19 protein-coding genes and 1 riboswitch are annotated in these 19197 nt (G+C 46.7%); all 19 genes read right to left on the minus strand.

Annotation, left to right across the window (positions count from 1 at the left end; all coding sequences use genetic code 11):
* Nucleotides 1-60: 60 nt before the first annotated feature.
* Nucleotides 61-1578 (minus strand): tripartite tricarboxylate transporter permease, encoded by a 1518-nt coding sequence (locus GPL15_RS26815; RefSeq protein WP_215701738.1) that lies wholly within the window; start codon nt 1576-1578, stop codon nt 61-63.
* Between the two features lie 25 nt (nt 1579-1603).
* The gene (locus GPL15_RS26820; protein ID WP_215701739.1) at nt 1604-2620 is read right to left on the minus strand and encodes a tripartite tricarboxylate transporter substrate binding protein; all 1017 of its coding nucleotides are present in this window, start codon (nt 2618-2620) and stop codon (nt 1604-1606) included.
* Between the two features lie 11 nt (nt 2621-2631).
* Nucleotides 2632-3078 carry a hypothetical protein gene (locus GPL15_RS26825; protein WP_215701740.1) on the minus strand — a complete coding sequence of 149 codons (447 nt, stop codon included), beginning with the start codon at nt 3076-3078 and terminating at the stop codon, nt 2632-2634.
* Between the two features lie 160 nt (nt 3079-3238).
* Complete coding sequence (locus tag GPL15_RS26830) at nt 3239-4231, minus strand: LacI family DNA-binding transcriptional regulator (RefSeq protein ID WP_215701741.1); 993 nt, start codon at nt 4229-4231, stop codon at nt 3239-3241.
* 693 nt (nt 4232-4924) lie between these two features.
* On the minus strand, nt 4925-6274 hold the full coding sequence (locus GPL15_RS26835) for a hypothetical protein (protein WP_215701742.1): 1350 nt from the start codon (nt 6272-6274) through the stop codon (nt 4925-4927).
* A 24-nt stretch (nt 6275-6298) separates the two neighbouring features.
* A complete protein-coding gene (locus tag GPL15_RS26840) occupies nt 6299-6799 on the minus strand; it encodes a signal peptidase I (protein WP_215701743.1) in 501 nt (166 codons plus the stop codon).
* Between the two features lie 14 nt (nt 6800-6813).
* Nucleotides 6814-8409, minus strand: a complete 1596-nt coding sequence (locus GPL15_RS26845; RefSeq protein ID WP_215701744.1) for a hypothetical protein — start codon at nt 8407-8409, stop codon at nt 6814-6816.
* Nucleotides 8410-8576: 167 nt separating this feature from the next.
* The gene (locus GPL15_RS26850; protein ID WP_215701745.1) at nt 8577-9179 is read right to left on the minus strand and encodes a hypothetical protein; all 603 of its coding nucleotides are present in this window, start codon (nt 9177-9179) and stop codon (nt 8577-8579) included.
* Between the two features lie 133 nt (nt 9180-9312).
* Nucleotides 9313-9915 carry a signal peptidase I gene (locus tag GPL15_RS26855; RefSeq protein ID WP_215701746.1) on the minus strand — a complete coding sequence of 201 codons (603 nt, stop codon included), beginning with the start codon at nt 9913-9915 and terminating at the stop codon, nt 9313-9315.
* Nucleotides 9916-10067: 152 nt separating this feature from the next.
* A riboswitch (cyclic di-GMP riboswitch) is annotated at nt 10068-10152 on the minus strand.
* A gap of 190 nt (nt 10153-10342) precedes the next feature.
* Nucleotides 10343-11164 carry a response regulator gene (locus tag GPL15_RS26860; protein ID WP_252198651.1) on the minus strand — a complete coding sequence of 274 codons (822 nt, stop codon included), beginning with the start codon at nt 11162-11164 and terminating at the stop codon, nt 10343-10345.
* A 308-nt stretch (nt 11165-11472) separates the two neighbouring features.
* The gene (locus GPL15_RS26865) at nt 11473-12606 is read right to left on the minus strand and encodes a M20/M25/M40 family metallo-hydrolase (protein ID WP_215701747.1); all 1134 of its coding nucleotides are present in this window, start codon (nt 12604-12606) and stop codon (nt 11473-11475) included.
* Between the two features lie 191 nt (nt 12607-12797).
* Nucleotides 12798-13196 carry an ATP synthase F1 subunit epsilon gene (gene atpC / locus GPL15_RS26870; protein WP_215701748.1) on the minus strand — a complete coding sequence of 133 codons (399 nt, stop codon included), beginning with the start codon at nt 13194-13196 and terminating at the stop codon, nt 12798-12800.
* Between the two features lie 11 nt (nt 13197-13207).
* Nucleotides 13208-14599, minus strand: coding sequence for a F0F1 ATP synthase subunit beta (gene atpD / locus GPL15_RS26875; RefSeq protein ID WP_215701749.1), 1392 nt, complete (start codon nt 14597-14599; stop codon nt 13208-13210).
* A 51-nt stretch (nt 14600-14650) separates the two neighbouring features.
* Nucleotides 14651-15508, minus strand: coding sequence for an ATP synthase F1 subunit gamma (gene atpG / locus GPL15_RS26880; protein WP_215701750.1), 858 nt, complete (start codon nt 15506-15508; stop codon nt 14651-14653).
* A gap of 25 nt (nt 15509-15533) precedes the next feature.
* Nucleotides 15534-17036, minus strand: coding sequence for a F0F1 ATP synthase subunit alpha (gene atpA, locus GPL15_RS26885; RefSeq protein WP_215701751.1), 1503 nt, complete (start codon nt 17034-17036; stop codon nt 15534-15536).
* A gap of 30 nt (nt 17037-17066) precedes the next feature.
* A complete protein-coding gene (atpH, locus tag GPL15_RS26890; protein ID WP_215701752.1) occupies nt 17067-17615 on the minus strand; it encodes an ATP synthase F1 subunit delta in 549 nt (182 codons plus the stop codon).
* Nucleotides 17603-18118: a F0F1 ATP synthase subunit B gene (atpF, locus tag GPL15_RS26895; protein ID WP_215701753.1), complete on the minus strand. Its 516-nt coding sequence runs from the start codon at nt 18116-18118 to the stop codon at nt 17603-17605. The genes atpH and atpF overlap by 13 nt, the downstream gene beginning before the upstream one ends.
* A 37-nt stretch (nt 18119-18155) precedes the next feature.
* Nucleotides 18156-18416 carry an ATP synthase F0 subunit C gene (gene atpE / locus GPL15_RS26900; protein WP_103229366.1) on the minus strand — a complete coding sequence of 87 codons (261 nt, stop codon included), beginning with the start codon at nt 18414-18416 and terminating at the stop codon, nt 18156-18158.
* Between the two features lie 56 nt (nt 18417-18472).
* Nucleotides 18473-19174, minus strand: a complete 702-nt coding sequence (gene atpB, locus GPL15_RS26905; protein WP_215701754.1) for a F0F1 ATP synthase subunit A — start codon at nt 19172-19174, stop codon at nt 18473-18475.
* Nucleotides 19175-19197: the final 23 nt, after the last annotated feature.

The following is a 19197-nucleotide window of genomic DNA, read 5'->3' on the forward strand; positions in this document are numbered from 1 at the left end:
TCCTGGAAAATGAGACCGGAACTGTTTTAACTCCCGGTTATCCCTCCACCGCTTCTGCACCTATTTATTGTTTTTCCCCTTCATTTCCAGCGACATGGTCTTCAAATTAGCCAGAATAAGGAGAATTCCGATAGCCAGAATGACCCAGGACAGCGGACGCGCCGCCATATAACCTGCCACAGATACCCCCTCCGCTCCGGCAATGGTAAGAGACATTCTGAAGTTGGATTCAATAAGGGGGCACAGGATCAGTCCCAGCACCACCGGTGACGCAGGTATTCCCAATTTATGAAACCATACTCCCAGGAAACCGAAAACCACGGCAGCCAGCACATCAAACATGCTGTTTCTAACGCTGTACGCTCCGATGAGAGAACACAGGATCACAATAGGAATGAGAACCTTCATATCCACTTTTAATACCTTAGAAAAGAGCGGCACACACAGAATGCCAACCAGCCCCATCACCACTACCGTCAGCAGCATTCCATAGACAAAACTGTAGGCAATTTCCCTGTTTTCCGTAAACAAACGGGGGCCTGCCGAAAGCCCATGAATCATCATTGCACCGTACATCACCGCCGATGTGGAAGACCCTGGTATTCCCAATGCCAAAAGGGGAACCAGCGATCCCCCAACAGCAGCATTGTTGGCTGATTCTGCGGCTATAATTCCGTCCGGATTACCTTTACCGAATTCAGGCCCTTTTGCGGTTCTTTTCGCTTCCCCATACGCAACAAATGAGGCAATCGCCCCGCCGGTGCCTGGCAGAATGCCGATAACGGTTCCCAGGAGACAGGATTTGATGAGTAAAAATGGCTTGCCCAAAACATTTTTCAAGGCTTCCATAGGGCTGATATTCCCCAGTTCTGCCGTTTCCCTCTTAATATGCCTTTCTTTGCCCCGTTCGTTAAAAATCATATTTTCAATCTGAAGAAACATCTCTGATAAGGAGAAAAATCCCAGAACAACGGATATCAGATCAATGCCCATAATCATATTGGGGATTCCAAAATCCAGCCTTTTTGCGCCTGTCACATTATCATAGCCCATCATACCGAGGAAAATGCCGAAAGCCGCCGCGAATATCCCCTTAGTCATATCTTTTCCCGCCAGACTGCCAACCACGGTCAGTCCAACAATTCCTACCAAAAACATTTCCGGCGGACCAAAAGTCAGTGCCGCCGCAGCCAGAGGAGGAGTAAAATAGATCAGTGCAATAACCCCCACTGTACCGCCTATGACAGAAGAAATGGCCGCCATATAAAGGGCCTCTTTTCCCCTGCCGTTCTTTGCCATAGGGTAGCCCTCAAGCCCTGTGCAGTAGGATTCCGGGGTGCCGGGAACATTGATCAGTATCGCGGAAATCGAACCTCCATAGGTAGCCCCCATATAAATGCCTCCGAGCAGAAGCAGCCCATGAACCGGGCTTATTCCAAAGGTGAACGGAAGCATCAGGGAAACGCCGATGCTGCCGTTCAATCCCGGAATTGCTCCCAGAATTATTCCCGCAAAACAGCCGCCCGCGACAATTGCTATGGTCTGTATCTGAAGTACATTGCGCAGAACTATTGTCATGGTTTCCACCTGTTTTCCCCCTCACTTATTTGTACTGTTCCTTAATCCGTTTCATGGTAGGAATTGCCTTTTCATAGTAAGCTTTCATATAATCAGTCAGTTCCTGGCCATCGATGTACTTAGCGTTTTCTCCGCTTTTTATCAACTCATCTTTCAGGCTTTCTTCAAAACTCTCTTTCAAAGCATCATCCAGAATCCCTATGATTTCCTGAGGCGTCCCTTTAGGCACTGCCAAAAGTACACGGACATCATAGACCATATCATATCCCTTCTCCTTCATGGTAGGCAGACCTTCAATCCCTTCTGACGGGTCCTCTACGGTCTGTACAAATACGCCGCATCCTTCATCCATAAACTTCTGATAGAACTGGGAGCCGATCAGGCCGCAGTCAATATGATTTCCCAAAAGCTTGCTGTAAAGGTCATTGCCATTTCCCGCATTGATGATTGTAAATTCCACCCCAAGGGATTCCATGAATTCAACTGCCACAGCTTTTCCGCCTCCACCGGGGAAGCCGATTGTTATCTTTCCCGGGTTTTCTTTTGCATAGGCGATCAGTTCGTCCAGGGACTTGAATTGACTGTCTTTTTTCATAGCCAGAATATTGCCTCGCACATTCACCCCTGCAACATAGTCAAAACTGTTCTCATCAAACTCCACATTTTCACCGTTTACGATGGAATAGGCAATTTCCGGTCCGGCCGTTATATTCAGCGTATACCCGTCCGGCTCCGCCTTCGCCGCTTCGTTGGTTCCGATTATGCCGTCCCCGCCTTCTTTATTAAGAACAACAAATGGCTGGCCCAGTTTTTTCTCCAAAGCCGCCGCAACCATCCGTCCTACTACGTCACTGCCGCCTCCGGGCTTTTTATTAATGATCACTTGTACGGATTTTGACGGATAGTCCGTGGAAGCGCCTTTCTGTTGTCCTCCGCTTTCACTTTTGGAAGCCCCGCTTTTTTGACAGGCAGTCATCCCTATGGATATGGTTATCAGTATCATGAAACTGAAAATAATTTTTTTAACCCTGTATTGATCCATTTATTTACCTCCTAAATAAGTAAACCGGCCGGTGTTATTACACCCAGAATTATATGAAATATCAGATACATACCTGCTGTAATCAAAAATGACGCGCTAAAGACCCGGATCAGGCATTTCTTTCCTGTCCGCAGCAAGGCCCCATTTGTCACAACGCCTACGGCGAACATACTGGTATAAAACCCCAGCCGGACGCCCAGCATACAAATCAGAAATAACAGCGCTGCAAAACCGGCATCAAACAGAAGCGCCAGGTTGAAAACCTTGATTCCTTCCGCGCCTCTTAAAGCCGTGACACAGGTAAATGCCCCGCACAGAAACGAAATCAGGGAAACCAACCGGGCAAAAAGCATGACGCTTTCATCTCCTCCGATTGTCTGCAAGAACAAAACCAATGAAAAAAACAGCATAAATACTCCGCTTATGAAGTCTCTGGTGATGAATATTTTATTGCGCATTAAAGTCACCCTTTCTATTTTACCCTACCGGCAGAACAGCTATTGTGCCTCGTATTCTGTCTCATATTGTGCCTCATATTCTGGCTCATATTTTTTTGTCATATTCCGGCTTATTCCGCCATGCAACCGTCAGTCCCGTATTCATATGGAACTTACCAGATCAGGTGCTTTCCCTTACTACAAGATTGGGTTTGATATACAAATCCGTGTTCACATCGCGCCCTTCCAGCAGCCCGATCAGAAGCTGTGTTGTCATAATTCCCATCATTTCAAAATGATTGTCCACCGTGGTGATTGTAGGCGACGTATACTTGGAAAAAAACGAATTATTAAACCCGGTGACCGCCATATCCTGAGGAATGCGGTATCCTTTTTCCAAAAGTTTATGGGTGATTCCATACGCCACCTGGTCAATACAAGTCACAACCGCTGTTACCTTCTCTCCAGTTTTCAAAATTTTATCCACCACATCAAATCCGGCTTCAACCGTGGGTTCGCAGCTGACCACAAGATTTTCCCGGAATAAAACATCGTGTTTTTCCAGTCCTCTTCTGTAACCGTTAAGCTTTCCATTGGAGGAAAACCGGTTCAAGCTGTCTTCCACAAAGGCAATATGGCGGTGGCCCCTTTCAAACAGATAATCCACGCACAACTCTGTTCCATACGCCACATCCACCACCACAGAATGTACATTTTGAAAATTAAAAATACCATTAGCTATAACAACCGGAATGTTTTTCAGCAGATTAAACAAAATCGGTTCCACTGCTTTATCGTTAAATACAGATCCGATCAGAATCAGCCCATCCACCCCTTTTTCCGCAAGAAGTTTCAGGTACCGTATCTTTTCTTCCGGCTCCGCACCGGTATTGCATATGAGCGCACTGTAACCGCACCGGCTCAGCTCACGTTCAATGGTATAAGCTGTGTTCGCGTAATGAACATCCCGCAGATCGATGGCCATCACTCCCACTGTCTTTGTTCTCTTCACAACCAATCCTCTGGCCAGCGAATTGGGCGCAAAATCATTCTTCCTTATAGCCTCCTCCACGCGTTTCTGCGTCTCTTCTTTTACGTTTCCTTTGTTATTCAGGACACGTGAGACCGTTGAAATGGAAACCTGCGCCTGTTCTGCAATATCGTAGATTGTCATATTCAACTCCCCTTTTCTGTCAAAAGACATCTTATTTACATGTAAATGGTGGATTTTTATCTGTTTTCGATGCCATCTGAAACTGTCACATGTCCATTATAAAAGCGCTTTTATTAATTTAATCTTATTTCTTTTGTGCACTATTGTCAATATATAGCTTATTTTTAAATTTTATTTATGCACTATGTATAATAGCAGTTTTGATTTTTATAGAATTTCAATATTATATTCACTTAAAAATGAGCGTTTCTGAAAGTTCTTTCAGAACTGCTTACATGTTGAGGTGCAAATGGGCGCGGATAATATGATGAGTATATCATGATGGGAAGATAAATGTAGAATTATGTGGTTGGTAATAATTGGTATTTATGAAAGTGAAGTTCTAATATGTTTATACTTACGACAAGGTTATGATTGCGGACGGAAATATAATGAGACAGCCAAATAAGGGCTGAGATTGAATGATATGTATTATTAAAAAGCTCTTTCTTATAGTAGAGTATCAATACATCATACCTATAAAAAGACATCCGGAAAAATCTTATATTTTAAGGTTTTCCGGATGTCTTTTTATAGCTTGATCATTACATATACCCTTCTATGAGAAAGAACCTATTAAAATTTGATCGGTTGATATATCTGACCTGCCGTATCTGCCAGACCGGTCAATCCGTATTGATCTGTGGTAATTTCCTAAATGGTTCCTTCGCTCTGGCCGGAAGTACTTCCTTGATCGGTTCCGCCGGATTGATCTGCTGAACCCGACTGGTTGGAACCTGAAGTCTGGTCGCTTTCTGACGTTTGTTCCGAATTTGTTGTCTGATCGGTACCTGACGACTGATCTGTTCCCGTTGTCTGATCGCTTCCTGATGTCTGGTCAGTACCAGTTGTCTGGTCCGTTCCTGATGTCTGATCTCCCCCGGCCGACTGGTCTGAGCCAGTTGACTGATCCGCGCCTGACGACTGATCGGTTCCTGACGACTGGTTGGTTCCTGACGATTGATCGGTTCCTGACGATTGGTCGGTTCCTGACGATTGGTCCGTTCCTGACGATTGGTTCGTTCCTGTCGTCTGATCTGCACCTGTCGTCTGGTCCGTTCCCGTTGTCTGATCGGCTCCTGCTGTTTGATCGGTTCCGATAGTCTGATCGGTTCCTGCTGTTTGATCGGTTCCAGTGGTCTGATCTGCTCCTGCTGTTTGATCTGTTCCCGACGTTTGATCCGATCCTGATGTTTGATCTGTTCCCGTTGCCTGATCTGTCCCTGTCGTCTGGTCGGTTCCTGCCGTCTGATCGGTTCCTGTTATCTGGCCGCCTGATCCGTTCTGGTCCGTATTCCCGGATTGGCCGGAACTATCCGTTCCTGCCTGATCCGGCGCAACTGGCTGATTTCCAGTATCCGGCTGGCTTTCAGCCGGTGTCTGATCCGTTGCTCCGGACTGGGTATTCCCTGTATTCTGGGCTCCTTCTGTCGTTTGAACCGGGTTCGTTATCTGGCCTGTTGTCCCATTCTGGCTTCCGGCGGCTTTGGATTCAGCCGTTGGTATTTTTTCTAAAGCATTGGAAGGGGTTGCTTCTGCTATTGTGTCCTCATATACTGCAATAAAATCCATATCATATTCCACAGGAATAAGAGCCACCTTATCTATGGTATAAACATCCGATAACTCTGCACCAGTTGCCTGATCCCATAATTTCCAACCCAAAAAGTCACGATCCGCATCTTGGATAATATCACCACTTCCGCCTAAACTACTGCCGCCCATAACAGGAACATTTTCTATAGCTATACTCTGACCTTCATATACCACTAGAGGGGAGGCCAATACCGGCGTCCCGTCATCATCATAGAAAGTAACCGTAAATGCCTGGGCCACCTGCACGCTGATCGTTCCATGTATAATCGTAGAGTATTTGGAAAATGTTACGCCCGTCAGGCTCATACTCAATATTCCAAGATAAAAAAGCCACAGGGTAAGAGGCAGCCGCATCTTCTGCGGCTGATGGCTTGTTTTTTTGCATTTTTTCTTAAATAAGCTCAACATGCCATACCCTCTTTCCCTGTGTCTTTATTCTTTCGCCTTCCTCTTTTCCCACCAGAAAGACATTTCGGTCAAAACTAAAAATAACGCAATCATAACAAACAGTCCAAATGGCGATTTCAAAAACAGCACCACATTTCCTGCCGCTGGTATTACCAGCCAAACAGCCCCATATACATCTTCTTTATGGATTCTGCTGCTGTCCGGCCCATTATTCGCATCCCCTTGGGTCAGATAAGAATCGCCCTCTGCCTCAATGATGCGGTGAGTAATAAATGATCCCTGTTCCGCATAGGTCACCACCTCTCCCACGCCATATTCCTGCTGCTTTCGAATCACCAGCATATCCCCCGGCGAAAATGCAGGTTCCATACTGCCGGATAAAACGGTGACAATGGAATGGCCAAACAGGGATGGAAGTTCTTCTTTATAAACCAATCGTTTGATCAGCAATATTCCGTTCATAGTTATTACAGCCACGAGAAAACAAAGCACAATTCCCCGCAGAATACTTCCAACTCGTTTCATTTTAAAATATCTCCTTACGATATCACCTGTTCGATGACAATATTTACGATCAGGCGGTATTCCAGATTGTCCGCCGTTCCAATTAACGTATCATAGGCGTCGTCGCCGCCTTCAAAGGGCCAATACCATTCTAAAAGGTATTCTTTTTGCATTCCTGAATCCAGTTTTACGGAAGCCGCGGCAAGCTGCTCTGCCGACAGCCATGTCTTGCTGTCTCCGCACAAATATTTCCCGCCGGATTTCAGGCGGTAAAGCAGCGGAAGCAGAAGCTGTTCCTGAGGAGCCGCTATCTTCATCTTATAAATGATGCCGTAGGTATTTTTATTGCTTACCAGAAATTCGTAGCTTCCTTTCGATCCAGGCATCAGTTTTTTGTCCTCGCCTGAGCCGGTTCTGTCCGCAAACAGGCTGATGGTCGTATTCTGAGCCCATACCGGACCGCCTTTTTCCTGTACACTCACATCTAAAGGGGCCTCCGGATTTGTCGGCTCCGGTTCGGTTGGTTCCGGCTCGGTAGGTTCCGTTGGTTCTGGTTCCGTGGGCTGAGGATTGGTCGGATCGGGAGCGGTAGGTTCCGGCTCGGTGGGCGTTTCCGGTTCGGTCGGTGCAGTTGTTTCCGGTTCCGTTGGCTTGTTTTGATCCGGCTGAGGCCGGTGCGTGTCGGAGGAATCACCGGAATTATTTTCACGGCTGCCCTCCGTACTTTTTTTGTTCTCTGTAGATTCCGCTGTCAGGCTTTCCGATGGCAATGATACCGACGGCTCCGTAGGCGCTGATTCAGACGGTTTCAAATTATTGGGAACAGGCGGAGATTCCGGCGGCAGCGGCTGATTCATCGGAGATTCATTTGGCGGCGTTTCCCGGGAGCTGGATTCCTGGGGCTGGGATTTTTCCTGCGGCGTTTTGCCGGGTACATTTTCCTGGCTGACCAGATTTTCACCTGATTCCGGCGCTGGAGGCTCATTCCCGGTTCTTTCCGGAGAAATGATATCGGTCTCTTCGCCTGACATATCACGGAAGGATTCGCCCGGTTTTCTGGTATATACCGCCGGCTGGACTTCCATGTTATTTTGATCATTTAATTGAATTTGAATATGAAGTTCCACAGCTTGTTCTGAAACAGCCAAATGGACGGAACCGGACGCATCATTTACCTGTCCGTAAGAAACCGTATTATCCCGGTTCACGCTGATGGAAATCTGGCTGAGAACCTGTTCCGATTCATCCAGCATCATCAGCTTGTGGTCTCCCACCTCGATACCCTGAAAATGAAAAAATCCATCCGAATCTGTTTTAGTTCGCATGGGGTCACTGTGCAGTTCCAGCAGTTGGTTGGCGCATGGTGTGCCATCCGCAAGTAAAATCCTACCGCTGAATTTAATATGGGTTTCATCAACCTTTTCCTCCGCCGTTTCCCCATCCGGCGACAGCACGATGGTATCCAGCATCATTCCCCGCCGGTTTCCGCTGTCCCGGCCGATCCGGGTTCCTGCAATAAATGATGTGATGGAGACGAATACCAGAAGAATCGGCAGATATACCCACAATTTATTATTTCGGCGGCCTTCACTTTGCTTGGCGCCGTTTGGCCTTTTTTTGTCCTCCGACATGTGATTCTGCCCCCCCCTGTTGGTTTGGATTGGCTGCGCTGTTGCGATGTGGTTTTGTTCAGCCTCCGGCAGGGAACAGCCAGGGTGATGATGGGCTGTGGCTGTGCTCTGCCGGGGGCTGAACCGCATGGAATGCGGTTCAGGAGATCCCTTGGAAATATTTATAATTACGGTGTAGGTGTTCCAATATACTGTTCTGCCGTAATGGAAACACCAATTGTACCTGTTTTAGGTGTTATACCTTCTGTTGTATCATCTGTAGCTTCCCATTTCCAGTAAATAGATGTTGTTTGTTCTTCCTTTACTTTAGAGAGTTCTACATGTACAGGTGTCATTGTTGCCTCAGTTCCAGTAAACGTAACTTCATCACTAAAAGTAGGGGCTGCACCATTAGCTCCCGCTACCTTTGTTTTATAAAATTTTATTGGAGCGCCTCCTAAATTTTTATTATCAAGTTTAACTGTATATGTATACCCAACTTCTGATCCATCGCCATTGACCGCAAGTTTAATTTCACCATAGGTCTCTGGTGCAATTTTATCAGCGGCCATTTCTACATTTGTGTTTTCATTCTTTAACTTAAGTTGGAAATTATCAGCCAATGCTTCACTATTTTCTTTCATAACAATCGCCCACTTTGCAACCGATACTTCTGCTGTTCCACTTACCGTGCTGGTATACTTCGCAAACGTCCCCCCAACCAAACTAGTCGTCACCAACGTCAACACTACTGCAGCCGCTCCAACTTTCCCAAAAATACTCTTCTTCATAATCCATATCCTTCTTTCTTTTATTATATTTATTTAATTGAAACTCTTAAAACTTACATCTTCACAAACCTCTTTAACTAACTGTCAAACCATTTCTCAGCTCTTACTCTCGCTACTTTTCAACTTTCATCTCTCAACTCTTCTCAGCCCTAAGTCGCTCCAACTCCTGTTCCAGTTCCCTGGTCCTGGACACTTCTTTGCGGTCCAGCATCTTCCTGCGGACGATATCCCAAAGGATGAACAATATCAGCGGACATACCACAAAGATGATCATCCCCGAAGTGGTCTGCATGAACATTGCCGCCTTGCCTGCCCCGGCGATTCTGCCCTGGTAAATTCCTTCTACTTCAGATGGCTTTACCGAAGTCTGGTCCGGGCTGTCATTGGCGTCGCCCTGGGTGATGTAGCGGATCTCCCCATTTTCCGATGTCACGTCAATGATGCGGTGGGTGATGACCGCTTCTCCGCTTTTATAGGCTATCACATCTCCTTTCTGCAGGTTCCCGGTGTCCGTATTTTTAACAAACACCATATCGCCTGTCATAATTCCGGGTTCCATGGAACCGGACAGCACAATAAATGGTTTATACCCCATGAAGTCCGGCACCTGATCCGGATGAATGTAAGACTTGGCAATCAGCGTCACATTGACAAATAGCAGAGGAATAAATATCACACACAGCAGTATGCTGAAAGCTGTGATAATCTTCTGAAACAGGGCGCCCTTCTCTTTCATACCTCATTCTCCTTTCTATGGCACGCAAAAAAGCAGTTCTGATCAAATCAGAACTGCCTGCAGCGTCGGCAAACAAACGCATTTGATGCATATAAATGCACTGCGTTTCATTTACGAACCGAATACGAACCCTTCCTTGGAAGCATTCATAAACGAGCAACTGGCTGCCATATCATCTCTGATTTAGACCCTTTAGCTTTGCGTCACTGACTTTCATCAGCTTTGCCAAATATGTAATTAACATAGCTTTAGTGTATCGTTTCAAGTGCGACCGTTCCGCAACTTTTTCGCTAAATTTCATCGTATTTATACGTCTTTTCATATAATTCCATCGTAAAAATACGTATTTTCTGACAAATAGAAATCCGTCATAGGGTAAAATGAAAGGCGCCGCCATCTCTCCATGGTGAACGCCTTTCACTATACCCTATGACGGATCAGACTGTCCCGTCAGTTTGCTCCTTTTCTGCAGCCAGGCATTGGTTTCCTCCGCCCAACTGTATTCAAACATATATTTATTCATGTAAATAAACTTTTTATTATCCTGATCCCGTAAATAGATATAAAAATCGCAGGTCACTTCCTCTGTAACAAGACAGCAGACGCCTCTCCCGCTGTAAAATGCCTCCGGCATCCCGTATTCCTCCAATACGCTCCGCACTCCGATCACTGCTTTCCGGTACAGCGCCTTAACCTTGTCATCATAATTCCGGTCCGGCCACAGCTTGTCAACCGCTTCCTCCATCCTCACTTCCCCGCCCATATGCTCCACGCAGAGGGCCAGAAGTTCTTTGCTCTTGGCATTGGGGAATTTCACCAGTTTACCATCAATAAACACATCAAATCGTCCAAATGTGCGGATAAACATCCTCTTATACTGCCTCTTGGCCAACAGCTTTGCCCGATACAGGGCATCTTTTATATCCTCTTTTGTATAAGGCTTGATCACATAATAATCCGCCTTCATCCGCAGCGCTTCCAATGTCATTTGGCTGTTGGCGCTGACAAAAATGATGATCATATCCCGGTCAATTTCCCTCAGCCTGCGGGCCAGTTCAATCCCGCTCATTTGGTCAAAATCCACTTCCAGCAATGCGAATTCCACCCTGTGATAAAGCGCATATTCCATCGCCTTCTTCGGATCTTCGAAATTACCAGCCAGACGCAGTTCTCTCATCTGCCTGCATTCATTTTCCAGCTCCTCTGCCGCCTTCCTGTCACTATCCACTATAATTGTTTCTATACACATACGCTCACCCGTAAAATCCCGGCGCTTATTCCGGAAAATTCATTCTAATATCCATATTATAAAATATTATCCGGATATATAGACCTATTTTACCATATCCCCCAAAAGAAGTACATGTGAACTTGTTCTCACAACTGAAGTCACGAGAATGCACCAGCAATTTTTTCAAATAGAGACAATCCCTACTGGCAAACCGGAAGGCCATTCATACAGCCAGTCCTATGCAGAAACTCAATAAATTGTTACAGTTTTAACACAGCATACAAATCCAGCCCGGAATCTTTTTGCCTAAAAACACTTTTCACACCTTAATTATTAAAGTAACTGAGAATCAAATCAAAAGCAATCTTATATCCCGAATAAAGGCTGTCGACAGCCACCCATTCCTCCCTCGTATGAGCCTTCCCCCCAATATAGGTTCCCAGGCACACGCTGGGAATTCCCAAAGACAGGGGAATATTGCAGTCTGTGGAGCCAGAGCCGAATTCAGGATCAATTCCCGTGTGTTCCAGAACCACATTCCTGGCTTTTTGGAGAAGATTTTCGTGTTTCTCGCGGTCAACGTCTCCCATACACGGACGTTCTCCCAGCAGTTCTACATTCACAGCCACCCCTTTTGCCCGGTACGCCTCGATCACCGCGTTAAAATGGCGTTCCATAAAAGCCAGGTCTTCCGCCTCATCGGAACGGAATTCGTAAAGCATTTCAGCCTGCTGGGCAATGGTGTTGACTGATGTTCCGCCGGAAATTTGACCTACATTGTAGGTGGTTTTTCCCTTGTCCGGCGCCTTCATGCAGTAGAAATCAGAGATCATGGAAGCCAGATAAGCGATGGCGTTGCGGTTTCCGAACGCACCGTAAGAATGGCCGCCTTCTGTCAGCACCTCCACTTTATAGCGCTTTGATCCAACCGCTTTGTCGGTGATATTTTTGATGGTGCCGTCAAAGGAATAGAATTCCAGAATCCTGTCTCCATAGGTTTCACAGATCTTTCTGGAACCTTTTAAATTTCCAAGACCTTCTTCCCCCGAGTTCGCAACGAATAATATGCCCGCGTCTTTCGGGACTAATTTGTTCTTCGCCACAAACTCAGCCGTCATCATGAGGGCGGCTAAATTGGCCGTATCATCCCCGATTCCAGGCGCGAATATCTTTCCATCCTCCACTTTTAACGGCAGTTCCTCCGTATCCGGGAACACCACATCCGTATGCGCCATAAAGACAACCAGAGGTTTCCCTTCTTCACATCCCACCGGATATATCACATTCAGGGCCTCGTCCATAAATACATGCTCCGCACCATGGTCTTCCAGCCATTTTTTGCAGAACTCCGCCCGTTTTTCCTCGTGATTGGACGGTGAGGGGATCTTTGCCATGGTGAGCAAAAGGTCGTATGCCTCCTGTTTGTGCTGGTCTATGTAATCAATTATCTCCTGCTTCATCTCTTCCTCCTATTCCGTGCCGGTTCCGGCACATCAAAAACGTTGTCCCCGTTCCTGATTCAGGCAATCCCCCGCCCCATTTCAAAGCGTCCATACCTGAAACAAAAATACCCACAAACTCCGCCCATCCTGCCGGTCATCCCGGCAAACGGGCAAAATCTATGGATATTTGTTTTATACTACTGTTCTCTTCATTTAGCGACCGTCAGGCGGACAAGCGCACGTTTATAAGCCAGTTCCGCACGCATAACGTCAACCTCTCCATTGGTCTCCTTAATGCGGCGTTCTGCCCTGACACGCGCTTCTTCTGCACGGTTTATATCAATTTCATCCGGCCATTCCACAGTCTCAGCCATAATGGTGATCTGTTCCGGCAGGATCTGGATGAATCCGGCATGCAGAGCAGCCCTTTTCACACCGTCTGCCTCATGAATGGACAGAACTCCCGGGGCCACGATCGCGGTCATCGGAATGTGATTCTTATACACACCGATCTGTCCCTCGGTAGTGGTCAGTTCCACCATGCTGACTTCGCCTTCATAAAACTTCTTATCAGGCGTAATAACCTGTAATTTAAACATATCAGCCATATACTTACCCCCTATTTCACACGGGCAAGAACGTCATCAATATTACCTGCATTAAGGAAATATGCTTCCGGCACATCATCGTGTTTGCCGTCCAGAATCTCCTTAAAGCCCTGTACTGTCTCGCTGAGAGGAACGTAACGTCCTTCCAGGCCTGTAAACTGTCCTGCTACGAAGAACGGCTGAGATAAGAATCTCTGGATCTTTCTTGCGCGGGATACGGTCAGTTTATCTTCTTCTGAAAGTTCGTCCATACCTAACATGGCGATAATATCCTGTAACTCTTTATATTTCTGCAGCACTTCCTGCACTCCGCGGGCTACTTTATAATGCTCTTCACCAACGATACGCGGGTCCAGAATACGTGAAGTTGACTCCAGCGGGTCTACCGCAGGGTAGATACCTAACTCAACGATGGAACGGCTGAGAACCGTTGTCGCGTCCAAGTGGGCGAATGTATTCGCAGGAGCCGGGTCGGTTAAGTCATCGGCCGGCACATAAACAGCCTGTACGGATGTGATGGAACCGTCCTTTGTGGATGTAATACGCTCCTGGAGAGCGCCCATCTCGGTCTGCAGGGTCGGCTGGTAACCAACGGCTGAAGGCATACGTCCAAGCAGAGCGGAAACCTCAGATCCGGCCTGGGTGAAACGGAAAATGTTATCGATGAACAACAGCACGTCCTTACCGCCCTTATCACGGAAATATTCTGCCATGGTAAGTCCTGTTAAACCAACTCTCATACGGGCTCCCGGCGGCTCGTTCATCTGACCGAATACCATGGTTGTCTTATTGATAACCCCTGATTCCGTCATCTCGTAGTAAAGGTCGTTGCCTTCACGTGTACGCTCGCCAACGCCTGTAAATACGGAGTATCCGCCATGCTCGGTCGCGATGTTTCGGATCAGCTCCTGAATGAGCACTGTTTTTCCAACTCCCGCGCCGCCGAACAGACCGATTTTACCACCCTTCTGATAGGGGCAGAGAAGGTCAACGACTTTGATACCTGTCTCCAGGATCTCTGCTTCGGTGGACTGTTCTTCAAAGGTCGGAGCTTTTCTATGAATCGGAAGATATTCCTGTACCTCCGGAGCCGGTTTATTATCGATCGGCTCACCCAGAACGTTAAAGATACGTCCAAGAGTGTTCTCACCGACAGGTACAGTAATTGGCGCGCCGGTTGCGATTGCATCCATATCACGTCTTAAACCATCGGTCGATCCCATGGCGATACATCTTACCGTATCGTCACCCAGATCCTGTGCAACTTCCACCACCAGAGTGGTCCCGTCATCAGTCGGAACTTTAATCGCTTCGTTGATTTCCGGAATCTTACCCTGGGAGAACTTGATATCAAGAACCGCACCGATGATCTGCGTGATTTTACCAATGTTTTGTTCTGCCATCTTGTTTCTCCTTGTCTTAAATTTTTTGGGCACTCAATTATGCCGCTGTCACTATGAGATTGCGTTGGCGCCTGCAATGATCTCCGTCAATTCCTGTGTAATGGAACCCTGACGGGCGCGGTTGTACTGCAATCCTAAATTTTCTATCATCTCTTCTGCGTTATTTGTTGCCGAGTCCATAGCCGTCATACGGGCGCCGTTCTCACTGGCAACTGCTTCGAGCAGAGCACCATAGATTAAACTGCTCATATACTTTGGAATAATGGAATTCAGCACCTCATCCTCATTGGGCTCATAATTCATGAGCGCCTGAGGCCCTTTCTCAGCATCCTCTTCTTCCATCTCAATGGGAAGGAGCTTAATCAGCTTGGGAATATGAGTTACCGTATTCTTAAATGAAGTATATGCCAGATAGATCTCGCCGATCTGGTTCTGTCCGAACGCATCCAGAAGTTCCAATGTGATGTCCGCCGCATCGCGGTAGATCGGTTCATTGATCACATCTGAATAGTCGGCCTTTATTCCATATCCCCTGCGTGCCAAACCGTCTTTTCCCTTGCGCCCGATGGCGTAAACAAGGGTATTCTCAGCCGTAAGCTCGCCGCTTCCGGTTATCAGCTTAACAATGTTGTTGTTATAGCCTCCTGCCAGACCCCTGTTGGAGGTGATGGCAATAACCGCTTTTTTCGGTGAATTTCCCGCCTTTAAATATTTATGTTCAATGTTGCCGGATTTGGCCAGCATTGAACTGATCGTCTGATACATCAGCTCAAAATATGGTTTTGAACTTTCGGCTTTTGTCCTGGACTTTTGCAGTTTAACCGTAGATACCAGTTTCATCGCTTTCGTAATCTGCTGCGTGCTCTGAATACTCGCCCGTCTACGTTTTATATCTCTCATGGATGCCATGATTGTCACCTGCCTTGTCTAGGTTCTAGCGCTGTGCTTTACACTCATTGATCGCTTTAACTAATAACTCTTCCACATCTGCCTCAAGCTGTTTGCTCGCGCGGATCTTCTCCGGAATTTCCGGATATTTGGTGTCGATAAAACGGAACAGATCTTTCTCAAATGCCTGAATGTCCGTGGTAGGAATATCTAACAGGAATTTCTTAGTCACTGCGTAGATGATGATTACCTGGTATTCAACCGGCATTGGCTGATACTGGGGCTGCTTCAGGACTTCTTTGATACGTTCGCCCTGTGCCAGCTGCTCCGTGGTGCTGGCGTCCAGTTCAGAACCAAACTGGGCAAAAGAAGCCAGCTCGCGGTACTGCGCCAGTTCCACACGGATCGGAGCTGCGATTTTCTTAATCGCCTTGATCTGTGCAGCGCCTCCAACTCGGGATACGGAAAGACCTGCGTTGATAGCAGGACGGAAACCGGAGTTGAACATCTCTGTTTCCAGGTAAATCTGGCCGTCCGTAATGGAAATTACGTTGGTCGGAATATAAGCTGATACGTCGCCTGCCTGGGTTTCGATGATCGGCAGGGCTGTTAAGGAACCGCCGCCAAGTGCGTCTGATAATTTGGAAGCACGCTCCAGAAGTCTGGAATGTAAGTAGAAAACATCACCAGGATAAGCTTCACGGCCCGGCGGTCTCTTCAGAAGCAGGGACAGGGTACGGTAAGCGGCCGCATGTTTACTCAGGTCATCGTAAACTACCAAAACGTCTCCGCCGTTCTCCATCCACTCTTCACCGATTGCGCATCCTGAATAAGGCGCAATGTACTGAAGGGGAGCCAGATCGGATGCTGTGGAAACAACAACGGTTGTATAGTCCATAGCGCCGAATTCTTCCAATGTTTTAACAATCTGTGCAACCGTAGACGCCTTCTGGCCGATTGCCACATAAATACAGTGAACGCCTTCGCCTTTCTGATTGATGATGGTATCAATGGCAATGGCAGTTTTACCTGTCTGGCGGTCACCGATAATGAGCTCACGCTGTCCTCTTCCGATGGGGATCATGGCGTCAATGGCCTTGATACCTGTCTGCAGCGGGGTGTCAACGGATTTTCTGTCAATTACGCCGTGGGCAACACGTTCGATACGGCGGAACTTGTCCGTCTGGATCGGTCCCTTGCCGTCAATCGGCTGTCCCAAAGCATTTACAACTCGTCCTGTCAGAGCGTCGCCTACAGGAACCTCAACTACACGGCCGGTAGTTTTAACGATATCACCTTCACTGATGCTGGCTGTATCACCTAAGAGAACGACACCAACGTTGTCTTCCTCCAGGTTGAGCACCATGCCGTAAACTTCTCCAGGAAACTCCAGAAGTTCACCCTGCATAGCTTTCTCCAGACCATGAATACGGGCGATACCATCAGAAACCTGGATTACGGTGCCTACGTCTGACACTTCCAGCTTCGTAGAATACTTACCGATTTGTTCTTTAATAACAGAACTGATTTCTTCTGGTCTTAAATTCATATTAAGGTTCGCACCTTCTTTCTGTTTTAATTAGGCAAGCTGAAGTTTTGATAAATCCCTCTTCAGCTCGTAAAGCTGGGTTTTAACGCTGCTGTCCACCACCCGGTCGCCAATGCGGATCACAAGTCCGCCGATCAGGGCCGGATCTACGTCGTAGATCATCTCAAATTCCGTATATTCGGTGGTTGCTAACAGCTTTTCTTTAATCTGAGCTTTCTGGCTTTCCTTCAGCTCCACGGCACTGGTGATATAAGCCGTACCGATCTTTTTATATTCCTTCACTCTGCCGATAAAATACTGGAAAATAGCAGAAATGTCATTCTGTCTTCCTTTTTCAACAATGATTGTTAAGAAGCCCATGAGTTCATTTGATACTTTACCGGAAAATATGTTCTCCAGGATGGATATCTTCTCTTCCTTGACAATCTTAGGATGATTCAAAGTCCGTACAAGATCCGGATTTTCCTGAAAAATGACCTGCAGCGCGGATACTTCCTCATAAACGTTATCCAGCATCTGCTTTTCCATGGCTGCTTCAAACAATGCATCGCCGTATACTTTTGATACTAGCTTTGCCATGTAGTCTCACCCATCTCCTTTAATGTCTCTTCCACTAAAGCATCCTGAACAGCAGTATCGATTGATGCGGCAACCACTTTGCCCGCAATCAGGGAAGCAAGGTCAATTACTTCCTGTTTCAGATCGTCCACTGCTTTCTTTCTTTCCATCTCGATCTCACGGTTTGCCCGTTCAATGATTCTGACAGCTTCACCCTTGGCTTCATCAATGATCTCAGCTTCCCGTTTCTTCGCTTTTTTCCGCGCCTCTTCCAGGATTGCCTCTGCTTCTTTATTGATGTCTTTTAACTTCGCCTCATACTCAGCCTTCATAGCGGCTGCTGTTTTCTTATCCGTAGCAGCGTCTGCCAGCTCGCCGGCAATCTTCTGTCTACGTTTTTCCAGCACGTCACGTACCGGATTAAACAGTAAATAGGACAACGCAAAAAACAGGATAAAGATATTTATTCCTGTGATGACCGCATCGGCCAACAACTGCGGATCAAATCCTATTAATCTATCCAAGGTCTCGCCTCCTTTTGCTGGTTATATTATTGTCCGATTATGCGCCGAAAGGCTTTACGAACATTAAAATAATAGCAACGACAAGACCATACAGACCGGTTGTCTCGGCAACGGCCTGGCCAAGAAGCATGGTAGATGTGATATCAGATTTTGCTCCCGGGTTGCGTCCTACTGCTGCAGCGCCCTGTCCGGCTGCGATACCCTGTCCAACACCAGGTCCGATACCGGCGATCATAGCTAAGCCTGCGCCAATTGCTGAACATCCAAAGATAAAATCCTGTCCTGAGATACCATTCATATTAATTTCCTCCTGAATAATAATTTTTTAAAGTTGTTTTCTCTGTAAGATGTTCCTTATTCCATCTTATCATTGATATAAACCATAGTCAGCATACAGAATACGTATGTCTGAATACATCCTGAGAATAAATCACAGTATACATGAAGCGCCGCGGGAATACCGATCTTAACAAAAATCGGCATCATACCGTACCACAGTCCCATAATGATAATACCCGACAAAAGGTTTGCGAACAAACGCAGTGAAATCGATATGGGGTTCGCAAATTCTCCGATCAGGTTAATCGGGAATAAAATCGGTATCGGTTCAAACAAACTGGTGAAATGCCGCATTTTCCTGTTTTTAATGCCCTGATAGTTTACAATCAGGAATGTGAACATACCTAACAGAAATGTTACGCCAAAGTCTCCAGTCGGCGCGCGCAGCCCGAACAGGCCGCTCAGGTTGCAAAACAGTATGAACAAGAAAATAGTACCTATATAATTCACAAACCGTCTCGCATTCGTTCCCAGAATTCCTTTTGCCATGCCTTCCAGCATCTCTACCGCATATTCCAGCATATTCTGAAACACACCCGGAACGTCGGCAGCATTTTTCATCGTCCGTTTTGCAATTAATGCAAATACCAACAATGTGATCGTAATTATTGTCAACCCTACAGTTGTCGTAGACAGCCATAATTCCTGTCCAAACAATTCATACTGGACTACTCCATGAATCATGAAATCTGCTTCATTGGAGATCATCATTCCCATACACCGTCCTCCTTTCTTTTAAT

The sequence above is a fragment of the Clostridium sp. MCC353 genome (assembly GCF_018785315.1).
In the GTDB taxonomy this organism is placed as follows: domain Bacteria; phylum Bacillota; class Clostridia; order Lachnospirales; family Lachnospiraceae; genus CHH4-2.